The following is a 24,396-nucleotide window of genomic DNA, read 5'->3' as shown; positions in this document are numbered from 1 at the left end:
TTATTCGCCCTACGGCGCTCTCCCCTGGCATCGTTCGCGGCGTTTACCAATCGACACAATCCCGCCCTGGCCGTCCGGCCATCGCTTTCTAGACTGCGATGAACGCTTGCCCGATGCGTTTGCCGATCTGCCCTGCGCCACGCGCGCAACAGCCATAGGCGCACGCCGGACGACGACCTAGAGTCGCTCGCAAGCGTCTGCACGCCAGACAACAATGACAATAAGGGCACGCGTCAATGAGCCACGCCGACATCATCACCCCGACCCGCTTCCTCGCCCATCTGCCCGCCACCCTCGGTCGCGTGCCACGCATGCTGCGCGGGCTGTACTACACCGGCATCCGCAACCGCGAAAAGAACCTTTCCCTGGGCTGGGCGCTGGAGCGCGCTGCGCGCCTCTACCCGGACAGCCCCGCGCTGATCGACGAACGCCGGCGCCTGTCCTATGCCCTCTTCAACGGCTGGGCCAACCGCCTGGCGCGGGCCTTCCAGGCCGAGGGCGTGGGCCACGCCAGCGTGGTCGCGGTGATGCTGGAGAACCGCGCCGAACTCATGGTCGTGCTCGCCGCCCTGGCCAAGCTCGGCGCCATCGGCGCGCTAGTGAACACTACCCAGCGCGGCCAGGTGCTCAGCCACAGCCTCAACCTGGTCAAGCCCAGCCATTTCGTGGTCGGCGAAGAACTGCGCGAGGCTTTCGAGGACGTTCGCCCAGCCCTGGAAAACAGTGGTGGCCGCTGCTACTGGATTGCCGATGGCGACGAGCAGAACCAAGCGCCAGCGGGTTGGCAGAACCTCATGCGCCTGGCCCAGGAGCAGGACTCGAACAACCTTGCCGAAACCGCCAAGGTCCGCCTGAAGGACGCTTGTTTCTACATCTACACCTCGGGCACCACCGGCCTGCCGAAAGCCTCGATCATGAGCCATGGCAAATGGATCAAGGCCTACGGCGGCTTCGGCCATTCGGGCCTGGCGCTGACCAACAGCGACGTGCTTTACCTGACCCTGCCCTGCTACCACAACAATGCGGTGACCGTGTGCTGGAGCGCCGCACTGGCCGGCGGCGCAGCCATCGCCCTGCGCCGCAAGTTCTCCGCCAGTTCGTTCTGGAAAGACGTCCAGACCTACCAGGCCACCTGCTTCGGCTACATCGGCGAACTCTGCCGCTATCTGCTCAACCAGCCCGAATGCGCGGAAGAACGTGGCAATACCCTGACCTGCATGATCGGCAACGGCCTGCGCCCGTCAATCTGGCAGGAGTTCAAGGAGCGCTTCGGCATCGAGCGGATCACCGAGTTCTATGCCTCCAGCGAGGGCAACATCGGCTTCACCAACGTGTTCAACTTCGACAATACGGTGGGCTTCTCGCCGGCAACCTACGCGATCGTCCGCTACGACCTGGAAAATGACCAGCCGGTGCGCAACGCCAGGGGCTTCATGGAAAAGGTCGACAAAGGCGAAGCCGGCCTGCTGGTCAGCGAGATCAGCGACAAGTGGCCGTTCGACGGCTACACCGACCCGGCCAAGAGCGAGGCGGTGATCTACCGCAACGTGTTCAAGGAAGGCGACACCTGGTTCAACACCGGCGACCTGATGCGCGACATCGGCTTCAAGCACACGCAGTTCGTCGACCGCCTGGGCGACACCTTCCGCTGGAAGGGTGAGAACGTCTCCACCACCGAAGTGGAAAACGCCCTGGGCGCCTTCCCCGGTGTGGAGGATGCTGTGGTCTATGGCGTGGAGATCCCCGGAACCAACGGCCGCTGCGGCATGGCCGCGCTGCGCCTGGCCGACGGCGCCAGCCTCGACGCCGCGCTGCTGGCGGCGCACCTCGACCGCGAGCTGCCGGCCTACGCCGTGCCGCTATTCCTGCGCCTGCTGGCCCAGGTGGAGACCACCGGTACCTTCAAGTACAAGAAGACCGATCTCAAGCGCAACGCGTACGACCCATCGTCCGTGACCGAGGCGTTGTACGTGCGCCTACCCGGCGAAGCGGACTACCGGGCGCTGGACGGGGCTCTGTTCGAGGCGATTCGCGGTGGCGTGCACCGGTTCTGAGCCAGAACCGTAGGGCGTACAAACGTTCGCAGTTGTACACCCTACCTGGGCCCGCTCGCTAAAGAGTCAGTTGCGGAATTTGAACTGCAACTCGGCGCCACGGATGTCCGAGTGCCAGCTGTCGTCGTTGGCCTCGCGCTCGTTGGGCTCGCGCTGGATCAGCCGGCCACCGACCTCGAAGGGGCTCTGCCCGGCCTTTTCACCGAACATCGGCGGCAGGATCGGTTTTTCCTCGATCACGGTGATCGGATCGTCCGGGTCCATCTGGCGGACCAGATCCTTGGGCAGGCGCAGGTCCAGCTTCACTGGCGGCAGCGGTTCCTTGACGACCGGATCGACCGGCTTCCTCACCTGCGCCGGGGTCTTCGAAGGCGCCTTGGCCTCGGGTTTGATGGCTGCCTCGACGGCGGGCGCCTTGGGCGACGCCACAGCCTTGGCGGCGGCCGGCTTGGCCTCGTCCTCCCGCGGCTGTTCAGCGGCCGGCTTGGGCGCAGGCGTGCTGGCGGGCGCAGTCACGGCCGGAGCAGCAGCCGGCGCCACAGCCTTGTCCTTGTGCTCGTCACCGCAGGCGGCGAGCAGCAGGGACAGACCGGCAACAACGAGAATTCGGGATTTCTTCATGGGGCGGACCGTCAGAAAAACCGCGCAATGCTGGCGCGAGATGCGTTGCAGAGCAATAGCCTTGCCATGACAAACCGTTACTGCGATTAGTCTGACAGACACGGGCTGAACCCGGCCTGTCATTGATCAAGGATTGTCAGGCAATTCCTTCAGAGCCTTGTCGATATCCAGGCCCGGGAAGCGCTGCCGGAGGCTCTCGCGCACACGTTCAGCCTCCTCCTTCTGTCCTTTGCCCTGCAAGTCGCGCAGATGCAGCAGGCTGGCATGCGGCTCGTCGATCGCTTCCGTGAACGATTGCAGCTTCCCTTGCACCTGCACATCAGACGGCGCCTTGGCGTCAAAGGACTCGCGGACCTTGGCCTCCTCCGCCTGCGCCGCCATTTTCTTGCTCATCGGCGCCGGTTTGGCGAGCTCTTCCACTGCCGCTCCGGCAGCGGCGCTATCCATCTGCGGCGCGGCCATGCGCGGCTCCGCTGCATAGGGCGCAGCAGCCGGAGCCGCTGGCGGCGCCATGGCCGGAGCGGGCGCTGGCGCGCGCATCATTGCCGGGGATACCGGCGCGTCAAAGCGCTCTGGCGCCTCTTCAAAGGTCCGCAGGGTCAGGCTCAGGCCGATGCCCAGGGTTGCCAGGCCAGCCACGGCAACGCCCCAGCGCTGACGGCTGCCAGCACCCAGCAGCCAGTGATGCAGGCGCCGGGCGAAACTCGGCTTCGGCTCCTGCACCGCGGCACGGGCGGCGGCCAGAATGCGCGCGTCCAACTGCGCCGACGGCTGCTCGTCGCTGTGCCGGCGGTAATGCTCGAGCAGTTCCTGCTCGTGCGGATCGCGATTCATGGGCTCACCTCCTCGGTCACCGACGGATCGGACAACAACCGACGCAATTTCTGCATCGCATAGCGAAGCCGGCTCTTAACCGTTTCAGCCGGGGCCTTCGTCAGCTCGGCAATCTCGTGCAGTTCCAGGTCACCGTGGGCACGCAGCAGGAACACTTCGCGCTGCTCCTCCGGCAGCGACTCCAGAGCTTCCTGCAGGCGCTGCTGGTCACGGCTCAGGCTCAGCTCGCGCTCGGGATCAACGCTTTCACCGCTCAGCGCATCGCCATGCAGTTGCTCGTCGAAGCTCTCCTGGCGCCCCTGATGACGGCCCAGCTTGCGCCAGTGGTCGATCAGGCGATTGCGGCCGATCTGGTACAACCAGGTCTTGAAGCTGGCTGCGCCCAACGGCTGGCTATCGCTGCGGATCAGGCTCAGCCAGGTTTCCTGGAACACTTCCTCGGCCTGCGCGTGGTCGCCACAGAGGCCGCAGAGGAAGCGGAACAGGCCGAGGCGATGGCGAGCGTAGAGCTCACCGAAAGCATCGGCGTCGCCTTGTCGGTAGCGTCGCAGCAATGCGACGTCGTTTTCATCCGTGAGGGATTTCTTCAACTCTCTCGATCCGTAGCGGTGCGGGTGTCGGCTGGCTTCTCGCCAGCGACCGAGTATCGCCGATGTCGCTGGCGCAGGTGTAGCGCCGTGACTGGCAGGCAGAGGCTCGGGTGTGGCAAGCGGCACGGCGGCGGTCTCGTCGAGGGTTGCAACTTGCTTGGACGAGACGATGTGGGAAAACGGGTTAACCGTCGATAAACATTTACGTAGGAGCGGACTACGTCCGCGATGGCATCCGGCGCGCGGCGGACCTATCGCGGACAGAGTCCGCTCCTACGCATGCAGGGCAATCAAGCAGCGATCAGCTCTTCCTGGCACAGCTGGCAGGCCAGCATGCCGAGGGTCATGATCGCCCGCTCCGCCTCACGGTCCCATGGAATGCCGCAGGTCAGGCGCAGGCAGTTGTTGAACTGCTCGGTATTACTGAAGATCAGCCCCGGCGCGATGCTGATCCCCTGCTCCAGCGCACGTACGTGCAGCTCCTTGGTGTTCACCTTGGCCGGCAGGCTGACCCAGAGGATGAAACCGCCCTTGGGCCTCGTCATCTGCGTGCCTTCGGGGAAGTACTGCTGCACCGCCAACTGATACGCCGTCATGTTCTTGCGGTACTCCTGACGGATGTAGCGCAGGTGCCGGTCGTAGCCACCGTTCTCCAGGTACGCCGCCACGCCCATCTGGGTGACAGTGCACGCCGAATGCGTGGTGAAGGTCTGCAGGCGACGGATTTCTTCCTGGTAGCGCTCGGTAATGATCCAGCCGATGCGCACGCCGGGGGAAATGGTCTTGGAGAAGCTCGAGCAGTACACCACGCGGCCATCGCGGTCGTGAGCCTTGAGCGCCTTGGTCTGGCCCTGGTCGAACATCAGCTCGCCGTAGATGTCGTCCTCGATCACTCCGATGTTGTGTTCGGCAGTGAGCTTGAGCAGCGCCTTCTGGCGGTCCTCCGGAATGGTACCGCCCATCGGATTGCTCAGGCGCGCGGTCAGTACCAGGGCCTTGATCGGCCACTGGTTGGCGGCCAGTTGCAGGGCCTCCAGGCTGATACCGGTGAGAGGGTCGCTGGGGATCTCGATGACCTTCAGGCCGAGGATGTCGGCCAACTGCAGCAGGCCGTAGTAGCTCGGCGACTCGGTGGCGATCAGGTCGCCTGGGCGGGTCATCACGCGCAAGGCCATATGGATGGCGTCGACGCAGCCGTGGGTAATGGTTACCTGGGTCGGGTCGACCACCACGCCGGCGTCACGCATGCGGATCGCCACCTGGCGGCGCAGCGGCTCGTAGCCGGGGCTGAACATGTAGCTGAAGGCGCGCGGGCTGGAGAAGCGCGTGACCTTGGCCAACTGTTGGTGCAGCGCGCGGACCGGGAGGTAATCCACGTGCGGCACGGCGGCGCCGAGCGGGAACACGCCCTCGCGGCGCGCCTCGGCGAGCACCTGGTTGATGATGCTGCTGCGGGTGACCAGACCGGGCCGTTCGACGCGAGCGATGTCCGGCGTCGAGGCAGTCAGCGCCGGCGTGCGATGCACGTAGAAGCCCGATTGCGGACGAGCGCGGATCAGTCCCTGGTCTTCGAGGGTGGCGTAGGCCTGGAGCACCGTGGCATGGCTGACATTGAGCTGGGTGCTCAGCTTGCGCACGGACGGCACGCGCTCGCCCGGCTGGTAGACACCACGACGGATGTCTTCCGCCAGTTGCTGGGCGATGCGCTGGTACAGCAGCAGATTGGACATGACGGCCATCCCTCGGTCATTGAACCGAAACAGTAGCCAAAAAGTGCAAACTGTTCCAGAACAGTCGGAGGTATTCCGTCCGATACAGTTACGCCGCCCCGCCCGCTCAGATCTCCCCGAGCCAGTCCAGCAGGCCCGCCACCACCAACTGCGCGTCAGTGGTCAGGCCGAGCTTCTGCATGGCATTGCGTTTATGGGTGCTGATGGTGGAGACGCTGCGATTGGTCCGCTCGGCGATTTCACCCACCGTGGCACCATGGGCCAGCCGCCGGATGATATCGATCTCGGTCGGGCTCAGCGGCTTGCCGGTGTGGCGCGGCGGCCGGAGCATCGGGTCGATGTAGGTCTCGCCCTTGCGAATGCGGGCGAAGGCGTCATCCAGCAGGTTCAGCGGGTTGCGCTTGCAGACGTAGCCTACCGCCCCGCACTTCACCGCCGCGGTGGCCAGCAACGGCGCCCCCATGACCGAGTAGACCAGTACAGGTACGTCCGGATGGTGACGCTGCAGCCATTCGATCAAGTGCACGCCGTCACGCCCACGGGCACCGGGCAGCGCCAGCTCGACGATGGCCAGGTCGACCTCGGGATGGGCAGTGAGGACATCCAGCAGGCTGTCGGTGTCGCTGACAAAGGCTTTCACCTGCGCCAGTTCGCGCTCAAGCAGATAGCGTTCCAGACCCCAACCGATCATCGGCTGCGGGTCCGCCACGATTACATTGAAAAGCTTCTTTTCCGATGGCATCACATTCTCTCGTTTACAGCTCCCCCTGAGGGGATTAGTCGCACCCGGCCATTTTCGCCAAGCTGCCACTCGAAAGATTTCGAGATACCCTCAACGAAAAACCCCGGAGCCGAGGCAGCCGGGGTTTTCCTGTGTCGAGATATTGCGAGGCAATCAGCGTTCGGCGCCGAGTTGCCCCTTCTCGTCGGAGAAGACGATCTCCACCCGGCGGTTCTGCGCACGCCCCAGCGACGAGGCGTTGTCCGAGACCGGATAGGTCTCACCGTAGCCCTGCACCTTGACGCGCTTCTCGTCCACGCCCAGGTCGGTCAGGGCGTCCGCCACGGCCTGCGCACGGTCCCTGGACAGCTGCAGGTTCTGCTCGCGATCGCCTTCGGCATCGGTGTAACCCTCGATGCGAATCACCCGGCGCGGGTTGAGTTGGAGGAACTGCACCACCTTGAGCACGGTGCGGTTGGCGGCGGGCTTCAGGTCCGCTTCGCCGCTGTCGAACAGCACGTCACCAAGAGTCAGCACCAAACCGCGCTCGGTTTCGTTGGTGGCCAGGCTGACCATCTGCTGCTCCAGCCACCTGCTCTGTTCCTGCACGTTGAGCAGGCGCGCTTCGCGCATCGCCAGTTGCAGGCGCTCACGCTCCATCTGCTGCTTGCCAAGGCGCTCCTGGTTCAGCGCCAGATTGCTGTGCTCGCGGGCGATCTCGCTGTAGCGCTGGCTGAGGTAGGAGTACTGCAGCACGTCATCGCTGCTGCCCCAGTAGTTGGACAGGCGCTCGGCGCGTGCCAGCGACTCGCCGGCACGGATCACGTCCTTGGGCGCGCTTCGCAGCACGGCGGAATCTTCCTTCACCGCCTGGAACTGGGTGCGAGCCTGCTCCAGCGACTTTTCGCTGAGCTGGCTGTTGGCGCAACCGGCCAGCAACGCGGCCGCGGCGAGCGCACTCAAACGCAACAGTTGTGCGGAAGTCATTGCACTTCTCCCAACTGTTTGCGCAGGCGGTTGATGCTCTTGCCCTGCTCGGCCAGTTGCTCGGCGCTCTTGCGCGTCAGCTCCTTGGCTTCGGCCAAGCGGGCATCGAGTTCGGCCTGTTCGGCCAGTTGCCGGGCCTTCTTGTTCGAGCCGACCGCCAGGGCGCCCTTGGCGGCCTGGTACTTGTCCTCGGCGAGCTTGAACTCGGCCACGTCATCGGTCGCACCCACGGCCTTGGCCTGCTCCAGCGCCTGCTCGGTGAGGCGCATCTGCTCGTTGGGTGCCGGGTCGTTCGTCGCACAGCCGGCCAATGCAAACAAAGCCAGGCCGGCGACCATCATCCGTCGCTTGATCACGAAATCTATTGTCCTACTCGGTGGGAGTGCTGGCAGGCTGCAGCTGCTGGGCCTTCCAGCGGGCCATGTTGTCCTGCAGCAGGCGCTGCGGGACTCCGGCGGCCGTCAATTCTGTCATTTTTTTCGCCAGTTGTCCGCGCAGCCACGGGTCGTTGCAGGCCGAGTTGTGCGCCACGGTCAGGTACAGACCTTCGCTGGAGATCGGCGGTTCCAGCGGCTGCAGGTCGTCGGCCATGCCAAGGGTATCGGCGACCGCCAGGCCCGGATAGTGCTCGTAGATCACGTAATCCGAACGTTTGAGCAGCAATTTCTGGAACGCCTGGGTCAGGCTTGGCACCTCTTCCAGGGTCAGTTCCTGTTTGGCGAAGGTGTCGAAGTCGGGGCCGAAGCTGTTGTTCACCAGGGTGCCGCCCTTCAAGCCGCGCAGGTCGTCTCGACCGGTGTAGGGCGTGGTGGCGTCCTTGCGCATCCACACCACGTTATCAGTGGTGAGGAAGGCCGGATGAATGTAGTCCATGGTTTCCAGCCGCGGCGGCGTGAGGAAGGCGCCGGCAATCAGGTCGACCCGACCCAGTCGCGCCTCTTCCTGCGCACGCGCCCAGGAGCCGCTGTAGATGATCCGGATATTCACCCCGACGGCCTTTCCGATCTGCTCCAGCAGGTCGGCATTGGCGCCGATCAGGCGCTCCGGCTGCGCCGGATCGCGCCACAGGTAGGGTGGGTATTCCGGGTTGCCAGTGGCCACCAGGCGCTCGCACTTGCCGGCAGCAAAACCGGCCAGGGGAATAGAGAAAGTCACCAGCAACAGCGCCGCACGGATCATCGTGGAGCAATCAGGCATCGGTAGTCTCGCTCACCAGAAGAAAGAACGGCCATGCTTAGAGCCGCAAAATGCTAGCGTAAAGCACACCGACCCGATTTGGTAATAAGGACTTCTCATGAAGAAAGCCCTTCTGGCCCTTCTGCTGTTGATAGCCGTCGCTGCTGGCGTGCTGTACGCCTTCCCCTCCACCCTGCTGGCAACTGCGCAGTACGTCGAAAGCACCCGCGCCCGGCTGTCGACCAACAGCCTGCAGGTCGATGACCTGAACATCACCTACTACGAAGGCGGGCCGGACAAGGCCCAGACCGTCCTGCTGATCCACGGCTTCGGCGCCGACAAGAGCAACTGGCCGCGCTTCGCGCGCTTCCTGACTAAGGACTATCACGTCATCGCTGTCGACCTGCCGGGCTTCGGCGACAGCAGCAAGCCCGAGAACATCAGCTACGACGTCGGCACTCAGGCCGAGCGCCTGGCGGACTTCATGCGCGAACTGGGCATCGGCCGCTTCCACGTGGTCGGCAACTCCATGGGCGGTCACATCGCTGCGCTGCTGGCCGCGCGACATCCGCAGGAGGTGCTGTCGGTCGGTCTGTTCGACAACGCTGGCGTCATGGCGCCGCATCAGAGCGAGCTGTTCGAGCGCCTGCTCAAGGGTGGCGACAATCCGCTGGTACTGCGCTCGGTGGACGACTTCCCGGCCCTGCTCGATTTCGTCTTCGTACAGAAGCCGCCGCTGCCGTCGCGTCTGCAGGATTACCTGGCCGAACGCTCGCTGGAACGCAGCGCTTTCAACGGCATGGTCTTCCAGCAGCTACGTGAACGCTACATCCCGCTGGAGCCGGAGCTACCGAAGATCACCGCGCCAACCCTGTTGCTATGGGGCGACCGCGACCGCGTGCTGGATGTATCGAGCATCGACGTGATGAAGCCGCTGCTGAAGAAGCCCAGCGTGGCGATCCTGCGCGACTGCGGTCATGTACCCATGATCGAGCGCCCGGAGGAAACCGCCCGCCTCTACCTCGACTTCCTCCAGCAGAATCACGCGCCCGTGACGGCAGCAAACTGAGCCCAGCTGGAGAACAGAAACGGCGCCTTGGGGCGCCGTTTCTGTTTTTGCAAAGAGTCGAACTCAGAGCTGGATCAGATTCGGAATCTGCACGTCCGGATTGACGTCCTGCTCGTAGTCCACGCCAGCGATCTCGAAACCGAAGAGGCGCAGGAACTCGGACTTGTAGCCGGTGAAGTCGGTCAGCTGGTACAGGTTCTCGTTGGTGACCTTGTTCCACAGGTCCTTCACGGTGTCCTGCACATCCGGCTGCAGCTCCTTGTAGTCGGCGCGCAGTCGGCCGTCGGCGTCCAGGTGCGGCTCGGCACCGTACAGGCTCTCGCGGAACAGGCCGTCGACCTGCTCGATGCAACCTTCGTGGGTGCCCTTTTCCTTCATCACCTTGAACAGCAGCGACAGGTACAGCGGCATCATCGGGATGGCCGAGCTGGCCTGGGTGACCACGGCCTTCAGCACGGAAACACGAGCGTCGCCACCGGTGGCGGCCAGCTTCTCGCGAATGCCCAGGACTTTCTGGTCCAGGTCCTTCTTGGCGGCGCCGATGGAGCCGTTCCAGTACAGGTCGTGGGTGATCTCTTCACCCAGGTAGGTGAAGGCGGTGGTCTTCGCGCCATCGGCCAGCACACCGGCTTCCTGCAGGGCATCGATCCACATCTGCCAGTCTTCACCGCCCATTACCGCTACGGTGTTGGCGATTTCCTCGGCCGTAGCCGGCTCCATCACGCTTTCCTTGATCACTTCCTTGTCGGTATCCAGACCACGGAAGTTGACGGCCTTGCCCACTGGCTTGAGCACGGAGTTGAAGACCTCGCCGGTCTTCGGATGGGTGCGGCGCGGTGCGGCCAGGCTGTAGACGACCAGGTCGACCTTGCCCAGGTCCTGCTTGATGGTGTCGATGGTGACTTTCTTCACTTCATCGGAGAAAGCGTCGCCGTTGATGCTGCGCGCATACAGGCCCTTGGCCTTGGCAAACTTCTCGAAGGCAGCGGAGTTGTACCAGCCGGCGGTGCCTGCCTTGGTTTCGCTGCCCGGACGCTCGAAGAACACGCCCAGGGTGTCGGCACCGGCACCAAAGGCAGCGCTGATGCGCGCGGCCAGGCCGTAGCCGGTGGAGGAACCAATGACCAGGACCTTCTTCGGGCCATTGGCGATGGCACCGTGCGCCTCGACGTACTCGATCTGTTCCTTGACGTTGGCTTCACAGCCGGTCGGGTGGGTAGTGACGCAGATGAAGCCACGCACGCGCGGTTTGATGATCATGAAAACCTCGGTAGCCAGGTGTCGATTGAACACATTCAGGAACTGGAGACGTCGCGCATTGTAGATGAGACACCTTCGCCAGTGGACTTCTCGGCAAAGAATCGTGACCAATGGGTCACCGGCGCAACAAAAAAGTTATTTCCCGATAAAAATCAGGAACCTGAAATGAAAGAACCCGCCACTTAGGGCGGGTTCCTTCAGTAAGCGGATCGGGCTCAGATGGCCTTTTCCAGCTCCGGTACAGCTTCGAACAGATCGGCGACCAGGCCGTAGTCGGCGACCTGGAAGATCGGCGCCTCTTCGTCCTTGTTGATCGCAACGATCACTTTCGAATCCTTCATGCCCGCCAGGTGCTGGATGGCGCCGGAGATACCGACAGCCACGTACAGCTGCGGAGCGACGATCTTGCCGGTCTGGCCGACCTGCATATCGTTGGGCACGAAGCCGGCGTCAACGGCAGCGCGGGAAGCGCCGACGGCAGCGCCCAGCTTGTCAGCCAGGGAGTAGAGGATGCTGAAGTTGTCGCCATTGCCCATGCCACGGCCGCCGGAAACGACGATCTTGGCAGCGGTCAGTTCCGGACGGTCGGACTTGGCCAGTTCTTCGCCCACGAAGGCGGACTTGCCGGCATCGGCCGGGCCGGAAACGGCTTCAACAGCGGCGGAACCACCTTCGGCAGCGACGGCGTCGAAGCCGGTGCCACGCACGGTGATCACTTTCACGGCAGCCGAGGACTGCACGGTAGCGATGGCGTTACCGGCGTAGATCGGGCGCTTGAAGGTGTCGGCGCTGACCACTTCGATGATCTCGGAGATCTGGTCGACGTCCAGCAGGGCGGCAACGCGCGGCAGGAAGTTCTTGCCGTTGGTGGTGGCGGCGGCCAGCACGTGGCTGTAGCCCTTGCCGAGCTCAGCGACCAGCGGAGCAATGTTCTCCGGCAGTTGGTGAGCATAGGCGGCGTTGTCGGCGACCAGCACCTTGGAAACACCGGCGATCTTGGCAGCGGCTTCAGCCACGCCACCGACGTTCTGGCCAGCGACCAGCACGGCGATGTCACCACCGATCTTCTGCGCAGCAGCAACAGTGTTCAGAGTGGCAGCGCCCAGTGCGCCGTTGTTGTGCTCAGCGATTACCAGGATAGCCATCAGATTACTTTCGCCTCGTTCTTCAGTTTCTCGACCAGTTCGGCAACGGACTTGACCTTGATGCCGGCGCTACGGGCGGCCGGAGCTTCGACTTTCACGGTCTTCACGGTGGAAGCGGTGGAAACGCCCAGGGCGTCCGGGGTCACCACGTCCAGCGGCTTCTTCTTCGCCTTCATGATGTTGGGCAGCGACGCGTAGCGCGGCTCGTTCAGGCGCAGGTCAGTGGTGACGATTGCCGGCAGGTTCAGGGCAACGGTCTGCAGGCCGCCGTCGATTTCACGGGTAACGTTGACCTTGTCGCCAGCGACTTCGACCTTGGAGGCGAAGGTGCCTTGCGCGTAGCCGGTCAGCGCAGCCAGCATCTGGCCGGTCTGGTTGTTGTCGCTGTCGATGGCCTGCTTGCCGAGGATGACCAGCTGCGGCTGCTCTTTGTCGACCAGGGCTTTCAGCGACTTGGCGATAGCCAGGGAGCTCAGTTCTTCGTTGGTTTCAACGAGGATGGCGCGATCAGCACCCAGAGCCAGCGCGGTACGCAGTTGCTCCTGGGCGGCAGTCGGGCCGACGGAGACCGCAACGATCTCGGTGACGACGCCTTTCTCTTTCAGGCGCACGGCCTCTTCCACGGCGATTTCGCAGAAGGGGTTCATGGACATTTTGACGTTGGCGAGATCGACGCCGGAGTTGTCCGCCTTGACGCGGACCTTGACGTTATAGTCAACCACTCGTTTGACAGCTACAAGAACCTTCATGGATTCCTCGTTTTTCTCCGGTGAATAGGAATGTCGCCAGACAGGCCTGGCCGGTAGTGCACGCCATCTGCGACTACATCCAGCGCAACGCGACCGCAAAACCGCAGGTATCTTGACCGCATCGACCGGGCGGGTCAATACACGAAAATACCCCTTCATAAGCCGCGGACCCCGATTCTATCAGGGTTACGGGCGATTCAAACAAACGTTTGTATTGTGTTGGATAAAGGGTTTAGATATAGCAACAGGTCTAGCTATAATGCGCCCCGCTCTTACTGGGTGGGGGCACGCCCATCCCAATACCTACAAAATGCCCAGAGCCTTGATTCAGGAGAGATCGATAGTGGAACGCGAATTTATGGAATTCGACGTCGTCATCGTCGGCGCCGGCCCTGCCGGTCTGTCCGCCGCATGCCGACTGAAACAGAAGGCCGCCGACGCCGGTCAGGAAATCAGCGTCTGTGTGGTCGAGAAGGGTTCCGAAGTGGGCGCCCACATCCTCTCGGGCGCCGTGTTCGAGCCCCGCGCGCTGAACGAGCTGTTCCCCAACTGGAAGGAACTCGAAGCGCCGCTCAACACCCCCGTCAAGCGCGACGACATCTATGTGCTCAAGAGCCCGGAAGCGGCGGCCAAGGTGCCGAACTTCTTCGTGCCCAAGACCATGCACAACGAAGGCAACTACATCATCTCCCTGGGCAACCTGTGCCGCTGGCTGGCCCAGCAGGCCGAAGGCCTGGGCGTCGAGATCTACCCGGGCTTCGCCGCCCAGGAAGCGCTGATCGACGAGAATGGCGTGGTACGCGGCATTGTCACCGGTGACCTGGGCGTCGACCGCGAAGGCAATCCGAAAGAGGGTTACTACACCCCGGGCATGGAACTGCGCGCCAAGTACACCCTGTTCGCCGAAGGCTGCCGTGGCCACATCGGTAAACAACTGATCAAGAAGTACAAACTCGACAACGAAGCCGACGCCCAGCACTACGGCATCGGCATCAAGGAAATCTGGGACATCGATCCGTCCAAGCACGAGCAAGGCCTGGTGGTGCACACCGCCGGCTGGCCGCTGAACGATGACAACCCGGGCGGTTCCTTCCTCTATCACCTGGAGAACAACCAGGTCGTAGTGGGCCTGATCATCGACCTGTCCTACACCAACCCGCACCTGTCGCCGTTCGACGAATTCCAGCGCTACAAGCACCACCCGGTGATCAAGCAGTACCTGGAAGGCGGCAAGCGCGTGGCCTACGGCGCTCGCGCCATCTGCAAGGGCGGCCTGAACTCGCTGCCGAAGATGGTCTTCGCTGGCGGCGCACTGATTGGCTGCGACCTGGGCACCCTGAACTTCGCCAAGATCAAGGGCAGCCACACCGCCATGAAGTCCGGCATGCTGGCCGCCGACTCGGTTGCCGAAGCACTGTTCGCTGGCCGTGAAGGCGGTGACGAACTGACCGGTTATGTCGAGGCATTCAAGTCCAGCTGGTTGTACGACGAACTGTTCAGCAGCCGTAACTTCGGCCCGGCCATGCACAAGTTCGGCGCCATCGGTGGCGGTGCGTTCAACTTCATCGACCAGAACATCTTCGGCGGCAAGCTTCCGTTCACCCTGCACGATACGACTCCGGACTACGCGACCCTGAAGAAGGCCAGCGAAGCGCCGAAGATCGACTATCCGAAGCCGGACGGCAAAATCAGCTTCGACAAGCTCTCCTCGGTGTTCCTGTCCAACACCAACCACGAGGAAGACCAGCCGATCCACCTGAAGCTGACCGACCCGAACACCCCGATCGCGAAGAACCTGCCGCTCTACGACGAGCCTGCGCAGCGTTACTGCCCGGCCGGCGTGTACGAAGTGGTGAGCAACGACGACGGCAGCAAGCGCTTCCAGATCAACGCGCAGAACTGCGTGCACTGCAAGACCTGCGACATCAAGGACCCTGCCCAGAACATCACCTGGGTTGCCCCCGAGGGCACCGGCGGTCCGAACTACCCCAACATGTAATCCGTTGGCGGTAACGAAAAAGGCTCCCTCGGGAGCCTTTTTTGCAGGTTCGAAAAAGTTGTAGCGAGGCCGGAGTCGAACTACCGGCCACATCAAGACCAGCAGGTCAAGGCTGCGGAGCGATGGGAAAGAACTCCCCCGAACTCCAGACACCCAGCCAGTCAACGCCGTCGATCTCGCGGGGAACCGCCAGTTCCACCAGTTGGTAGAACACATTGCGGTGGATCAGCGCTTCCAGGTTCACCCGCACCAGCACGTAGGGCGACGGCTCCTGGGTCTGCGGGTCCAGGTCGACGCGGATCGGATGTGCGGCGTCGGCCACCACCTCGTCCTCGACGTTGGTGGTGAAGCGCAGCACCTGCTGCTCGCCCTCCCCTTCGACCGCGAGGGTGACAGCGACGAAAGGCGCGTCATCGACGGTGATTCCGCACTTCTCCACCGGAGTGACCAGGAAATAGTCGTCGCCATCGCGGCGGATGATGGTGGAGAACAGTCGCACCATCGGCTTGCGGCCAATCGGCGTGCCCAGGTAATACCAGGTGCCGTCGCGGGCGATGCGCATGTCGATATCGCCACAGCAATCAGGGTTCCACAGATGCACCGGCGGCAGCCCCTTGTCCTTGCTGGCGGGAATCTGCGCCAGCAGATTGCCGGCCCGGTCCGATTGAGTCTGTGGATCAGTCATTGGTACTCCTCTCGCGTCTTCACCCCCAGCAGGCTGCGGGCATAGTCTTCCAGCGGCCGCCCGATCAGATCCTCGGGGCTGGCGTCATAGAATGTCAGAAAACCGCCGCGGCTGCGGATGGTCGCACTGTCCACCAGATAGCGGTTGTCGGTTTCGATCAGCATCACCTGGATCACGCTGCGGTCACGGCCCACGGCGTTATCGGTGTCTTCGTACTGCTCGTAAGTGCCGACATTGTCCTCCCCACGGGCAAAGCGCGTATACAGCAGATAATTGGCGCCCGCCGCGCGCGCTTCCTGCATCGCACCTTCCAGGCCCAGCGGACTCTTGGCTCGGCGCACCAGCGGGAAGTACTGGACGAAGCCTTTGAATGCCTCCTCCGCCACCACGTTGGGCCGCGCGTAAGGATGGCCTGGCGGGACGAACGGGCCCTGGGCGATATAGATGAAAGAGTCCTGCTGCAGACGCCAGTTGGTCGTCCGGCGGGTCTGGCTGTGATCGAGGAAGCCCGCGTCGCGCAGGTAATAATCGGTGCCGTCAGCCAGGTCGTTGGGGCTCATGCAACCGCCGAGGGCAGCGAAGGCAAGGATCAGTATCAGTTGGCGCATGCAATGTCTCCGGAGCCGGCGACGAAAAACCGGCATTCGGACAGGCAATGCAGCTTCCGCGCCATCACAGGCCGCGCTGCCATTCCTGGCGCAGATGCGCACGCTGAGGTTGCTCGATGGCCTGGCGCACCTGGGCGAGCAATTTTGCCTTGTCCGCCCCCAGTGTGCCCTTGAGCACCAGGTAATTGGATGCATGGTCGCTGCGGAACACCGTGTCGCGCAGTTCCAGCGCATTCAGCAGGCGCTCGACCTCGACGAACAGCTCGGCCTGGGACAGCGGCTGGAAGTCCGGGAAGCCAGCGCGATAGCGCTCCTCGCCGGTGGGGAAACTCACCACCAGGGTGGAGAGGAACTCCGGCTGCGCTTCGTTCATCAGGCGTGCCGAATTGTCGGCATGCTGGGCGCTCAGCGTGCTGCCGCCCAGACCGTTGAGAATCATCACCGAGCGCGTGATCCCCGCCTCGCCCAACTTCTGCAGGGCATCCAGCGTGGAGGCATAGGTCTCGCCCTTGTTCACCCGCGCCAGCACGTCGTCATCGCCGGACTCGGCGCCCACATACGCCATGCACAGGCCGGCATCGGCCAGCTCCTTCAGTTCGTCCACGGACTTCTTGCGTAGGTTGCGCGGCAGGCAGTAGCTGGAAACGCGGTTCACCTCGGGCATGTGCTCACGGATCGCGCGGAGGATATTGAGCAGGCGCCGCGTCGGCAGCACCAGCGCATCGCCGTCGGCAAGGAACACCCGCTGGACGATCAGGCGCTCGCCACAACGACGAATTTCTTCCAGCACTTCGGCCTCATCACGGGCACGGAATTTCTTCTGCGGCTGGGTGTACATCTCGCAGAAGCCGCACTGGTTCCACGAACAACCGTTGGTGACCGGAAGAATGAGCGAGTTCGCCTCGCTCGGCGGCCGGAACACCGGCTCGATATAGGAAATGGGGAATTCGTTGGGCATGGGTTAATCAGGTCTGGGGGCGGTCTCAGCCGCCGATGATCTTCATGATGGTAACGCCGCCGGAGAAGGCGACTTCCTGCTTGTCACCCAGGGCTTGCACCAGCAACCGTTGCAGGGCTGGCAGCGCCTGGTGACGTGGCTTGTCCAACAGATCGCCGACGAAATGGCGATTGCTCGACGACAGGCAGCCGTGCAGCCAGCCGGTGGAGGACAGGCGCAGGCGCGAACAGGTCCGGCAGAACGGTACGCTCTCGTTGGCGATCACGCCGAAGAAGCCCTGGCCCGGCACTTCATAGCGAATGGCCGTGGCATCCACCGGCGCGTTGGCCTGGACATAGGAGTGGTGTGAACCGATCAGCTCCAGCAGCTCCTGCAGGCTGACGAACTGCTGGTGGAAGCCGTTCGGATCGTGAGCCAGGTGGCCCATGCGCATCAGTTCGATGAAGCGCAGTTCAAAGCCATGCTCCAGGCAGTAGTCCAGCAGCGGAACCACCTGGTCGAGGTTCTGGCCGCGCAGGGGCACCATGTTCAGCTTGATCTTCAGGCCCGCCGCACGAGCCTCGTCGAGCCCCTTGAGCACAGTCGCCAGATCGCCGCCACGAGCGATACGGCGGAAAGCGTCGGCATCCAGGGTATCGAGGGAAACGTTGAGGCGGCGGATGCCGCAGTCCAGCAGCAACGGCAGCTTTTTCGAGAGCAGTTGGCCGTTGGTAGTGATGGCAATGTCCTGCAGGCCAAGGCGGCTGACGCCGTGCAGGAAGGCATCCAGCTTGGGACTGACCAGTGGCTCACCGCCGGTGACCCGCAGCCGCTCGATGCCAGCGGCCTCGATCAGGTAGGCGACGCCGCGCACCAGCGAATCGGCGGAGAGTTCGTCCTGCGCGGCGACCAGACGCTTGCCGTCCGGCACGCAGTAGGTGCAGGCATAGTTGCAGGCGGCGGTCAGGCTCACGCGGAGATTGCGAAAGCGCCTGCCCTGGCGGTCGACGATCATGCTCGGCTCCGGTGGAGATCACTCACACAAGTATATCCCCACCGGTGCCACTAGCCCTGTCGCAACCGCGACGATGGGCAACGCGAATGACGACTCAGACGGCTGGCGTATCGCCGTCGCGCTTGCGCTTGTTGCCCATGCGCACACCGATGTCCATGAGGAACTGGAAGAAACCTTCCTGGTCCTCCAGCACGTCGCGCCAGAACGGCGAGTGGTACAGCGCGACGGCGCCATGCACCAGCGCCCAGGCCGCGCAGTAGTGGAAATAGGCCGGCACGTCTTCCAGCTTGCCCGCCGCGATGCGTTCCTTGATCAGCTGGCTCAGGCGCTCGAAGTTGGATTCGCGGATCTTGTGCAACTCCTCGACCATCTCCGGAACCTGGCTGGTCTTCACCACCTTCTCTTCCAGGCGGTCGAACAGGCGATAGCGCTGCGGGTCGCGCATGCGGAACTCGAAGTAGGCTCGCGACAGGCGCTCCTTGTCGCGGGCGACGTCTTCGGAGTGGAACAGGTCGGCCAGATCGCGCTCATAGTCCAGCATCAGGCGCAGGTAGATCTCCGCCTTGGACTTGAAGTGCTTGTAGATGGTGCCTTTGCCGATACCCACGGCATCGGCGATCATTTCGACCGTGACACTGTCTTCGCCCTGTTCGAGGAACAGCTTGAGGGCGGTGTCGAGGATTTCCTGTTCGCGACGACGGAATTCGCGAACCTTGCGCGGCTCTTTCTGCATAAAAAGACTGTTCGGTCAAAAATAGTCAAAATTCGAAGCCGCGTATTATGCCTATTCAGCGCCAAATTGCACGGATCATCCGACATGATTAGCTTTTCTTCAGAATTCCCGCACCATCCCGGCCTGCGCTACCTGAACCACGCGGCCGTGGCTCCATGGCCCAAGCGCGCGGCAGACGCGGTCGCAGCGTTTGCCCAGGAGAACATCCTGCAGGGCGCCCGTGACTACCCGCGGTGGTTGACCATCGAGAAACGCCTGCGCGAGCGTCTGATGCGCCTGGTCAATGCCCAGACCACCGGCGATATCGCCCTGGTGAAGAACACTTCCGAGGCGCTGTCCTTTGTCGCCTTCGGCCTGGACTGGCGCGCGGGCGATCAGGTGGTGATCAGCGACCAGGAGTTCCCCTCCAACCGCATCGTCTGGGAAGCTCTGAAACCGCGTGGCGTGGAAGTCATCCAGGTAAGCCTGAACGGCGATGACCCGGAAGGCGACCTGCTGGCCGCCTGCACCCCGCGCACGCGCCTGCTATCGATCAGCGCCGTGCAGTACGCCAGCGGCCTGCGCATGGACCTGGAGCGCCTCGGCGCCGGCTGCCGCCAGCGTGGCGTGCTGTATTGCATCGATGCCATCCAGCAACTGGGCGCCCTGCCCTTCGATGTGCAGGCCTATGACTGCGCCTTCGCCATGGCCGACGGCCACAAGTGGATGCTCGGCCCGGAAGGCCTGGGCGTGTTCTATTGCCGTGCCGCCGAGCGCGAGCAACTGGCGCTGCAGGAATACGGCTGGCACATGCTGGAAAACGCCGGCAACTACGACCTCGCCGACTGGCAGCCGGCCCGCAGCGCCCGGCGCTTCGAGTGCGGCAGCCCGAACATGCTCGGCGCCGTGGCGCTGGAGGCGAGCCTGAGTCTGCTCGAAGAAGTCGGCATGGCAACGGTGGGCGAACTGGTGCAGACACGCGTACAGCAACTGCATGACGGCCTTGGCCGCATCGGCGCAGCCTCACTGCACAGCCCGCAGGACCCGGCCCGCCGCGCGGGCATCCTGACCTTCAGCCTCGCCGGCTGGGACAACACCCGCCTGCTGGAACGCCTGCGCGCCGAACAGGTGGTGTGCATCCAGCGTGGCGCCGGCATCCGCTTCTCGCCGCACTTCTACACCAGCGAGGCGGTGATCGAGGAAACCCTGGAACTGATCGGGGCTCTGGCGGGGAAATAACGCAGGCACGACCGAGAAAGCTGCTCAGCCCGGTGTGATGTATTCCAAATCCGTTTAAAAAACACCGGGGGCCCTGTGGCAAGCGCGGCATCTTGACCAATACTTGAAGATACCGGTGCGCGGCATCTCCCCCCAAGTGCCCCGCCGGTGAAGGTACCGAGGATCGCGTACCTTATTGTTACACTCCTAATGGTCTTGACCCGGATTCATCCCCCAGAACCCGGGTTTTTTTTGCGCGTAATAAAAGTATCAGCGCCGACGCAATCAGCTCGCCAGTGGGAACAACCGGCGGAAGTTGGCGGTGGTCTGCTCGGCCAGGGTCTCGAAACTCACCCCGCGCAGCACAGCCAGGTACTCGGCGACCTCGCGCACATACTCGGGCAGATTCGGCTTGCCACGATGGGGCACGGGCGCGAGATAGGGCGAATCGGTCTCCACCAGCAAGCGATCCACTGGCACCTGGCGCGCCACTTCGCGCAGCTGCTCGGCATTGCGGAACGTGACAATGCCCGACAGAGAAATGTAGAAGCCGATATCCAGCGCCGCCTTGGCCATCTCCCAGTCTTCGGTGAAGCAGTGCAGCACACCAGCCTGTGGCAGCGCCGCCTCACGTAGCAGAGCCAGGGTATCCGCGCGGGCTTCACGGGTATGCACGATGACCGGCTTGCCGGTGACCTTGGCAGCCTCCAGATGCAGGCGGAAGGCTTCCTGCTGCAACTCGGCCGCTTCGGGCTCGTAGTGATAGTCCAGGCCAGTCTCGCCGATGGCCACTACGCGCGGATGGTTCAGCTCGCCCAACAGCCAGTCCAGAGCAGGTGCGGCGCCGGGCTCCAGGTCCAGCGGGTGAACGCCCACCGAGCAGTGCACGTCTGCATAACGCTCGGCCAGGTCCTTCACCGCCTTGGCGTTGTCCGCACTCACGCCGATGCACAGGAACTGGCTGACGCCACGCGCGCGCGCAGCGTCCAGCGCGGCATCCAGCGACCCGTCGTGGGCGGCGAGATCGAGGCGATCGAGATGGCAGTGGGAATCGACCAACATGAAAACGTTCTCCGGAAAATGACGAAGCGCCCCTGAGGGCGCTTCGTGTTTGCAGCCTGTATAGCCTGCCATTCTCGCATGGCATGAGCTACAGGGTATGAGCTACATGGTATGGGTCGGGCGGTCCGACTTCAGCGCGCCGGCAAGGTAGGTCTCGATCTTGTTGCGCGCAGTGTTGTCGCCATCGTTGAACTGCACGCCGATACCGGCCGCGCGGTTGCCCTGAGCACCTTTCGGGGTGATCCAGACCACCTTGCCGGCGACCGGGATCTTTTCCGGCTCGTCCATCAGGTTGAGCAGCATGAAGACCTCATCGCCCAGCTTGTAGGTCTTGTTTGTCGGAATGAACAGCCCACCGTTGCGGATGAACGGCATGTAGGCGGCATACAGCACGGATTTGTCCTTGATGGTCAGGGACAGGATTCCGTTACGCGGACCCAGATTTGGTGGCAAGCTCATTCAGCTGTCCTGGCAGATTTTTCCGATGGCCGGATTCTAGCCCGGCCCGGGGAGACTTGCCCACTGTACGAGCAAGGCTTCGAGAAGCAAGGCACGGTTGAGGTTGGCTTTATTGAGGACTTTCTGCCGTTGCAACAGCAACCAGTCCTGCATCGCCAGCACCTTGGGCTGTGTCGACTTCTCGGCGAGATACTGCACGACCTTGCGCATATCGGCGAGGCCCAGTCCCTCTTCATCGCGGGCCAACTGGTAGCGCAGGATCAGCAGCGCCCAGTCGCAGAACCAGTCGAACAGTAATGGCAAAGGTACAGCATTCCAGCTTTCGGCCAGCTGACCTGGGGCAACCTGCTGCTTGAGCAGCTTCTTCACGCCCTCCACCACCTGCGCGCGCTGCTCCCGCACGCCCTGGCCCTGCAGGCGCAACGCGGTCAGCGGTGAGCCGCCGGACAGTACCAGCAACTCGTCCAACGCCTCCACCGACTCGTCCGGCAGGGAGCGCGCCAGCCAGGCACGTGCCTGCTCGGCGTTAGGCTGCGGGCAGGCCTGCTGCACGCAACGACTCTTGATGGTCGGCAGCAGCCGGCTGGGCTGGTGACTGATCAGCAGCAGCACGGTATCGCCGGAAGGCTCTTCCAGGCTCTTCAGCAGTGCGTTGGCGGCATTGAGGTTCATTGCCTCAGCCGGTTCCAGCAGCAGCACCTTACGCCCGCCCAATTGCGCGGTCTGCACCACGAAGCCCACCAGTTCACGGACCTGATCGACACGGATCGGTTTCTCCGGCTCTTCTTGTTCCAGCAGGAAATAGTCCGGGTGCGTGCCGGCGGCAAGCAGTTGGCAGGCCTTGCACTGACCACACGCCTTGCCGCCCTCGGGGCGCTGGCAGAGCAGCAGGTGCACCAGGTTCTCTGCCAGGGCGCGCTTGCCGATACCGGCCGGGCCGTGCAGCAGATAGGCATGAGCATGCTGCGAGCGGCTGCTGAGCTGCTGCCAGAGGCCCTGCTGCCAGGGGTAGATGTCAGCCATTGAGGCGCTCCAGCAAGGCCGGCAGAAGCTTGTCCAGGTCGCGCTGCACCTCGGCCAGCGACTGCGCGGCATCGAGGATGTGATAGCGCGCCGGCTCGGCGCGGGCGCGATCCAGGTAAGTATTGCGGACGGCCTCGAAGAAGCTGCGCCCTTCCTGTTCGAAACGATCCAGGCGACCACGAGCAGCCGCGCGGGAGAGGCCGATTTCCACCGGAAGGTCGAAGACCAGGGTCAGGTCCGGACGCAAGCCGCCCTGGACGAAGCTTTCCAGCTGGGCGATGCGCTCCACCGGCAGGCCGCGGCCGCCGCCCTGGTAGGCGTAGGTGGCGTCAGTGAAGCGATCGCAGAGTACGACGGCGCCGCGCTCCAGGGCCGGCCGGATCACCTGGGCGATGTGCTGGGCGCGAGCCGCGAAAACCAGCAGCAACTCGGTATCCACCGCCATCTTTTCATCGCTCGGGTCCAGCAGCAGTTCACGGATGCGCTCCGCCAGCGGGGTGCCGCCGGGCTCACGGGTCAGCTGGACCTCGATGCCGCGCTCGCGCAGGCGCTCGGCCAGGTACTCGCGGTTGGTGCTCTTGCCCGCGCCTTCGGGGCCTTCCAGGGTGATGAACAGGCCGGTCACTCGGCACTCTCCTTGTCTTGCGGCGCCGCCGGTGCATCGGCGGCGGGGGCATCTGGCGCGGGCATCGGCGCCGGTAGCGGAATGGGCGCCGGGCTGGAACGGTAGTCGGCGCGGCGCTTGATCTGGAACTCCTGGACGGCCTTGTTGTGGTCGTCCAGGTTGTCGGAGAAGGTATGGCTGCCGTCGCCGCGGGCCACGAAATACAAGCTCTGCCCGGCGACCGGGTTGAGCGCGGCGTGGATTGCCTCGCGGCCGGGCAGCGCGATGGGCGTCGGCGGCAGGCCGGCAACCACGTAGGTGTTGTAGGGCGTCGGTGTACGCAGGTCGGCGCGGGTAATCTTGCCGGAGTAGCGCTCACCCATGCCGTAGATGACGGTCGGGTCCGTCTGCAGCAGCATATTCTTCTGCAGGCGACGGACGAAAACGCCGGCGATCTGGCCGCGCTCCTGGGGCACGCCGGTTTCCTTCTCCACCAGCGACGCCATGATCAGCGCCTGGTAGGAATCCTTGTAGGGCAGGTCCTGCGCGCGCTTGTCCCACTCCTCGGCGAGGATGCTGTCCATGCGCTGGTAGGCGTGCTTGAGAATGTCGACATCCTTGGTGCCACGAACGAAGCGGTAGGTGTCGGGGAAGAAGCGTCCTTCCGGGAAGACGCCAGGCTTGCCCAGCTTCGCCATGACGTCAGCATCGCTGAGGCCGTTCAGGGTCTGGTCCAGCTTGGGCTGGCGGGCGAGCAGTTCGCGTACCTGGTGGAAGTTCCAGCCTTCCACCAACGTCAGGCCGTACTGCACCACGTCGCCTTCGCGCCACAGATCGAGCAGCTGGGCAGCGGTCATGCCGGGCGTCAGGCGATATTCACCACTGTGCAACGCCTCCCCGGACAGGTTGAAGCGCCAGTACAGGCGCAGCCAGAACCCACCATGCAGGACATCCTCGTCCTCCAGTCGGGTCAACAGGCGGCCAGGGGTGGCGCCACTCGGAGCGTCGAGCAGACGCTCTTCGGTGAGCTGGAGCGGTTGCTGCAGCGCACGGTGCTGCTCCCAGGCCGCCAGGCCCAGCAAGAGCCCGACCAGCAGCAGGCCGCCTTCCAGCAGCACCAGCAATTTGCGCATCACGT

General features: G+C 63.6%; 25 protein-coding genes. 4 read left to right on the top strand and 21 right to left on the bottom strand.

Annotation, left to right across the window (positions count from 1 at the left end; translation table 11 throughout):
• The first annotated feature begins 236 nt into the window (after positions 1–236).
• Positions 237–2,054 (top strand): long-chain-acyl-CoA synthetase, encoded by a 1,818-nt coding sequence (locus AC2T4A_RS14920; RefSeq protein WP_486743616.1) that lies wholly within the window; start codon positions 237–239, stop codon positions 2,052–2,054.
• 66 nt (positions 2,055–2,120) lie between these two features.
• On the opposite strand, the gene AC2T4A_RS14915 is transcribed toward AC2T4A_RS14920, so the two are convergent.
• The 8 genes from AC2T4A_RS14915 to AC2T4A_RS14880 all read right to left on the bottom strand — a co-directional run bounded on the left by AC2T4A_RS14915 (position 2,121) and on the right by AC2T4A_RS14880 (position 8,734).
• Positions 2,121–2,675 carry a hypothetical protein gene (locus AC2T4A_RS14915; RefSeq protein ID WP_486743615.1) on the bottom strand — a complete coding sequence of 185 codons (555 nt, stop codon included), beginning with the start codon at positions 2,673–2,675 and terminating at the stop codon, positions 2,121–2,123.
• A 126-nt stretch (positions 2,676–2,801) separates the two neighbouring features.
• Positions 2,802–3,509, bottom strand: a complete 708-nt coding sequence (locus tag AC2T4A_RS14910; protein WP_486743614.1) for a hypothetical protein — start codon at positions 3,507–3,509, stop codon at positions 2,802–2,804.
• A complete protein-coding gene (locus tag AC2T4A_RS14905; protein WP_486743613.1) occupies positions 3,506–4,099 on the bottom strand; it encodes an RNA polymerase sigma factor in 594 nt (197 codons plus the stop codon). The genes AC2T4A_RS14910 and AC2T4A_RS14905 overlap by 4 nt, the downstream gene beginning before the upstream one ends.
• Positions 4,100–4,389: 290 nt before the next feature.
• Entirely contained in the window at positions 4,390–5,829 is a 1,440-nt protein-coding gene (locus AC2T4A_RS14900) for an aminotransferase-like domain-containing protein (protein ID WP_486743612.1), read from the bottom strand.
• 106 nt (positions 5,830–5,935) lie between these two features.
• Positions 5,936–6,571, bottom strand: coding sequence for a response regulator (locus tag AC2T4A_RS14895; RefSeq protein ID WP_416748658.1), 636 nt, complete (start codon positions 6,569–6,571; stop codon positions 5,936–5,938).
• 153 nt (positions 6,572–6,724) lie between these two features.
• Entirely contained in the window at positions 6,725–7,537 is an 813-nt protein-coding gene (locus AC2T4A_RS14890; RefSeq protein WP_486743611.1) for an OmpA family protein, read from the bottom strand.
• On the bottom strand, positions 7,534–7,878 hold the full coding sequence (locus AC2T4A_RS14885) for a DUF4398 domain-containing protein (RefSeq protein WP_416748682.1): 345 nt from the start codon (positions 7,876–7,878) through the stop codon (positions 7,534–7,536). Before AC2T4A_RS14885 ends, AC2T4A_RS14890 begins: the two co-directional genes overlap by 4 nt.
• A 28-nt stretch (positions 7,879–7,906) precedes the next feature.
• The gene (locus tag AC2T4A_RS14880; RefSeq protein ID WP_486743610.1) at positions 7,907–8,734 is read right to left on the bottom strand and encodes a substrate-binding periplasmic protein; all 828 of its coding nucleotides are present in this window, start codon (positions 8,732–8,734) and stop codon (positions 7,907–7,909) included.
• A gap of 97 nt (positions 8,735–8,831) precedes the next feature.
• Between AC2T4A_RS14880 and AC2T4A_RS14875 the strand changes: the two genes are divergently transcribed.
• Positions 8,832–9,782 carry an alpha/beta fold hydrolase gene (locus AC2T4A_RS14875; protein ID WP_486743609.1) on the top strand — a complete coding sequence of 317 codons (951 nt, stop codon included), beginning with the start codon at positions 8,832–8,834 and terminating at the stop codon, positions 9,780–9,782.
• A 63-nt stretch (positions 9,783–9,845) separates the two neighbouring features.
• Here AC2T4A_RS14875 and fabV read toward each other — a convergent pair whose 3' ends face one another.
• From fabV to AC2T4A_RS14860, 3 genes are all read right to left on the bottom strand, one after another.
• The gene (fabV, locus tag AC2T4A_RS14870; protein WP_486743608.1) at positions 9,846–11,042 is read right to left on the bottom strand and encodes an enoyl-ACP reductase FabV; all 1,197 of its coding nucleotides are present in this window, start codon (positions 11,040–11,042) and stop codon (positions 9,846–9,848) included.
• A 215-nt stretch (positions 11,043–11,257) separates the two neighbouring features.
• Positions 11,258–12,187, bottom strand: coding sequence for an electron transfer flavoprotein subunit alpha/FixB family protein (locus tag AC2T4A_RS14865; RefSeq protein ID WP_486743607.1), 930 nt, complete (start codon positions 12,185–12,187; stop codon positions 11,258–11,260).
• Positions 12,187–12,936, bottom strand: a complete 750-nt coding sequence (locus AC2T4A_RS14860) for an electron transfer flavoprotein subunit beta/FixA family protein (protein ID WP_026078867.1) — start codon at positions 12,934–12,936, stop codon at positions 12,187–12,189. The genes AC2T4A_RS14865 and AC2T4A_RS14860 overlap by 1 nt, the downstream gene beginning before the upstream one ends.
• A 343-nt stretch (positions 12,937–13,279) precedes the next feature.
• Here AC2T4A_RS14860 and AC2T4A_RS14855 point away from each other — a divergent pair, with 343 nt between their 5' ends.
• The gene (locus tag AC2T4A_RS14855) at positions 13,280–14,935 is read left to right on the top strand and encodes an electron transfer flavoprotein-ubiquinone oxidoreductase (protein WP_486743606.1); all 1,656 of its coding nucleotides are present in this window, start codon (positions 13,280–13,282) and stop codon (positions 14,933–14,935) included.
• 106 nt (positions 14,936–15,041) lie between these two features.
• Here the strand turns inward: AC2T4A_RS14855 and AC2T4A_RS14850 are convergent, their stop codons facing one another.
• The 5 genes from AC2T4A_RS14850 to AC2T4A_RS14830 form a co-directional block, all read right to left on the bottom strand.
• Positions 15,042–15,620, bottom strand: a complete 579-nt coding sequence (locus tag AC2T4A_RS14850; protein WP_478377555.1) for a DUF1285 domain-containing protein — start codon at positions 15,618–15,620, stop codon at positions 15,042–15,044.
• Positions 15,617–16,228, bottom strand: a complete 612-nt coding sequence (locus tag AC2T4A_RS14845) for a DUF4823 domain-containing protein (RefSeq protein ID WP_416744976.1) — start codon at positions 16,226–16,228, stop codon at positions 15,617–15,619. Before AC2T4A_RS14845 ends, AC2T4A_RS14850 begins: the two co-directional genes overlap by 4 nt.
• 64 nt (positions 16,229–16,292) lie before the next feature.
• Positions 16,293–17,186: a radical SAM protein gene (locus tag AC2T4A_RS14840; RefSeq protein ID WP_486743605.1), complete on the bottom strand. Its 894-nt coding sequence runs from the start codon at positions 17,184–17,186 to the stop codon at positions 16,293–16,295.
• Positions 17,187–17,211: 25 nt separating this feature from the next.
• Positions 17,212–18,180 (bottom strand): GTP 3',8-cyclase MoaA, encoded by a 969-nt coding sequence (locus tag AC2T4A_RS14835; RefSeq protein WP_486743604.1) that lies wholly within the window; start codon positions 18,178–18,180, stop codon positions 17,212–17,214.
• Positions 18,181–18,274: 94 nt separating this feature from the next.
• Entirely contained in the window at positions 18,275–18,913 is a 639-nt protein-coding gene (locus AC2T4A_RS14830) for a TetR/AcrR family transcriptional regulator (RefSeq protein WP_486743603.1), read from the bottom strand.
• Positions 18,914–18,997: 84 nt separating this feature from the next.
• Here AC2T4A_RS14830 and AC2T4A_RS14825 point away from each other — a divergent pair, with 84 nt between their 5' ends.
• A complete protein-coding gene (locus AC2T4A_RS14825; RefSeq protein ID WP_486743602.1) occupies positions 18,998–20,131 on the top strand; it encodes an aminotransferase class V-fold PLP-dependent enzyme in 1,134 nt (377 codons plus the stop codon).
• 264 nt (positions 20,132–20,395) lie between these two features.
• Here AC2T4A_RS14825 and AC2T4A_RS14820 read toward each other — a convergent pair whose 3' ends face one another.
• The 5 genes from AC2T4A_RS14820 to mltG form a co-directional block, all read right to left on the bottom strand.
• On the bottom strand, positions 20,396–21,172 hold the full coding sequence (locus AC2T4A_RS14820) for a TatD family hydrolase (protein WP_478377552.1): 777 nt from the start codon (positions 21,170–21,172) through the stop codon (positions 20,396–20,398).
• A gap of 102 nt (positions 21,173–21,274) precedes the next feature.
• Complete coding sequence (locus AC2T4A_RS14815) at positions 21,275–21,631, bottom strand: PilZ domain-containing protein (RefSeq protein ID WP_009621447.1); 357 nt, start codon at positions 21,629–21,631, stop codon at positions 21,275–21,277.
• A 36-nt stretch (positions 21,632–21,667) separates the two neighbouring features.
• Positions 21,668–22,654: a DNA polymerase III subunit delta' gene (locus AC2T4A_RS14810; RefSeq protein ID WP_486743601.1), complete on the bottom strand. Its 987-nt coding sequence runs from the start codon at positions 22,652–22,654 to the stop codon at positions 21,668–21,670.
• Positions 22,647–23,279 carry a dTMP kinase gene (gene tmk, locus AC2T4A_RS14805; RefSeq protein WP_416744982.1) on the bottom strand — a complete coding sequence of 211 codons (633 nt, stop codon included), beginning with the start codon at positions 23,277–23,279 and terminating at the stop codon, positions 22,647–22,649. The genes AC2T4A_RS14810 and tmk overlap by 8 nt, the downstream gene beginning before the upstream one ends.
• Entirely contained in the window at positions 23,276–24,391 is a 1,116-nt protein-coding gene (gene mltG, locus AC2T4A_RS14800; RefSeq protein WP_478377615.1) for an endolytic transglycosylase MltG, read from the bottom strand. The genes tmk and mltG overlap by 4 nt, the downstream gene beginning before the upstream one ends.
• Between the last annotated feature and the right edge of the window lie 5 nt (positions 24,392–24,396).

Source organism: Pseudomonas sp. PVC-3-1 (genome assembly GCF_057444315.1).
Note: the sequence above shows the minus strand (reverse complement) of the source record. Positions and strands in the feature narration are given on the sequence as shown.

Coding starts and splice junctions, on each gene's coding strand:
- AC2T4A_RS14920 (WP_486743616.1), top strand. CDS start 237: ATGAGCCACGCCGACATCATCACCCCGACCCGCTTCCTCGCCCATCTG.
- AC2T4A_RS14915 (WP_486743615.1), bottom strand. CDS start 2,675: ATGAAGAAATCCCGAATTCTCGTTGTTGCCGGTCTGTCCCTGCTGCTC.
- AC2T4A_RS14910 (WP_486743614.1), bottom strand. CDS start 3,509: ATGAATCGCGATCCGCACGAGCAGGAACTGCTCGAGCATTACCGCCGG.
- AC2T4A_RS14900 (WP_486743612.1), bottom strand. CDS start 5,829: ATGTCCAATCTGCTGCTGTACCAGCGCATCGCCCAGCAACTGGCGGAA.
- AC2T4A_RS14895 (WP_416748658.1), bottom strand. CDS start 6,571: ATGCCATCGGAAAAGAAGCTTTTCAATGTAATCGTGGCGGACCCGCAG.
- AC2T4A_RS14890 (WP_486743611.1), bottom strand. CDS start 7,537: ATGACTTCCGCACAACTGTTGCGTTTGAGTGCGCTCGCCGCGGCCGCG.
- AC2T4A_RS14885 (WP_416748682.1), bottom strand. CDS start 7,878: ATGATGGTCGCCGGCCTGGCTTTGTTTGCATTGGCCGGCTGTGCGACG.
- AC2T4A_RS14880 (WP_486743610.1), bottom strand. CDS start 8,734: ATGCCTGATTGCTCCACGATGATCCGTGCGGCGCTGTTGCTGGTGACT.
- AC2T4A_RS14875 (WP_486743609.1), top strand. CDS start 8,832: ATGAAGAAAGCCCTTCTGGCCCTTCTGCTGTTGATAGCCGTCGCTGCT.
- fabV (WP_486743608.1), bottom strand. CDS start 11,042: ATGATCATCAAACCGCGCGTGCGTGGCTTCATCTGCGTCACTACCCAC.
- AC2T4A_RS14865 (WP_486743607.1), bottom strand. CDS start 12,187: ATGGCTATCCTGGTAATCGCTGAGCACAACAACGGCGCACTGGGCGCT.
- AC2T4A_RS14860 (WP_026078867.1), bottom strand. CDS start 12,936: ATGAAGGTTCTTGTAGCTGTCAAACGAGTGGTTGACTATAACGTCAAG.
- AC2T4A_RS14850 (WP_478377555.1), bottom strand. CDS start 15,620: ATGACTGATCCACAGACTCAATCGGACCGGGCCGGCAATCTGCTGGCG.
- AC2T4A_RS14845 (WP_416744976.1), bottom strand. CDS start 16,228: ATGCGCCAACTGATACTGATCCTTGCCTTCGCTGCCCTCGGCGGTTGC.
- AC2T4A_RS14840 (WP_486743605.1), bottom strand. CDS start 17,186: ATGCCCAACGAATTCCCCATTTCCTATATCGAGCCGGTGTTCCGGCCG.
- AC2T4A_RS14835 (WP_486743604.1), bottom strand. CDS start 18,180: ATGATCGTCGACCGCCAGGGCAGGCGCTTTCGCAATCTCCGCGTGAGC.
- AC2T4A_RS14830 (WP_486743603.1), bottom strand. CDS start 18,913: ATGCAGAAAGAGCCGCGCAAGGTTCGCGAATTCCGTCGTCGCGAACAG.
- AC2T4A_RS14825 (WP_486743602.1), top strand. CDS start 18,998: ATGATTAGCTTTTCTTCAGAATTCCCGCACCATCCCGGCCTGCGCTAC.
- AC2T4A_RS14820 (WP_478377552.1), bottom strand. CDS start 21,172: ATGTTGGTCGATTCCCACTGCCATCTCGATCGCCTCGATCTCGCCGCC.
- AC2T4A_RS14815 (WP_009621447.1), bottom strand. CDS start 21,631: ATGAGCTTGCCACCAAATCTGGGTCCGCGTAACGGAATCCTGTCCCTG.
- AC2T4A_RS14810 (WP_486743601.1), bottom strand. CDS start 22,654: ATGGCTGACATCTACCCCTGGCAGCAGGGCCTCTGGCAGCAGCTCAGC.
- mltG (WP_478377615.1), bottom strand. CDS start 24,391: ATGCGCAAATTGCTGGTGCTGCTGGAAGGCGGCCTGCTGCTGGTCGGG.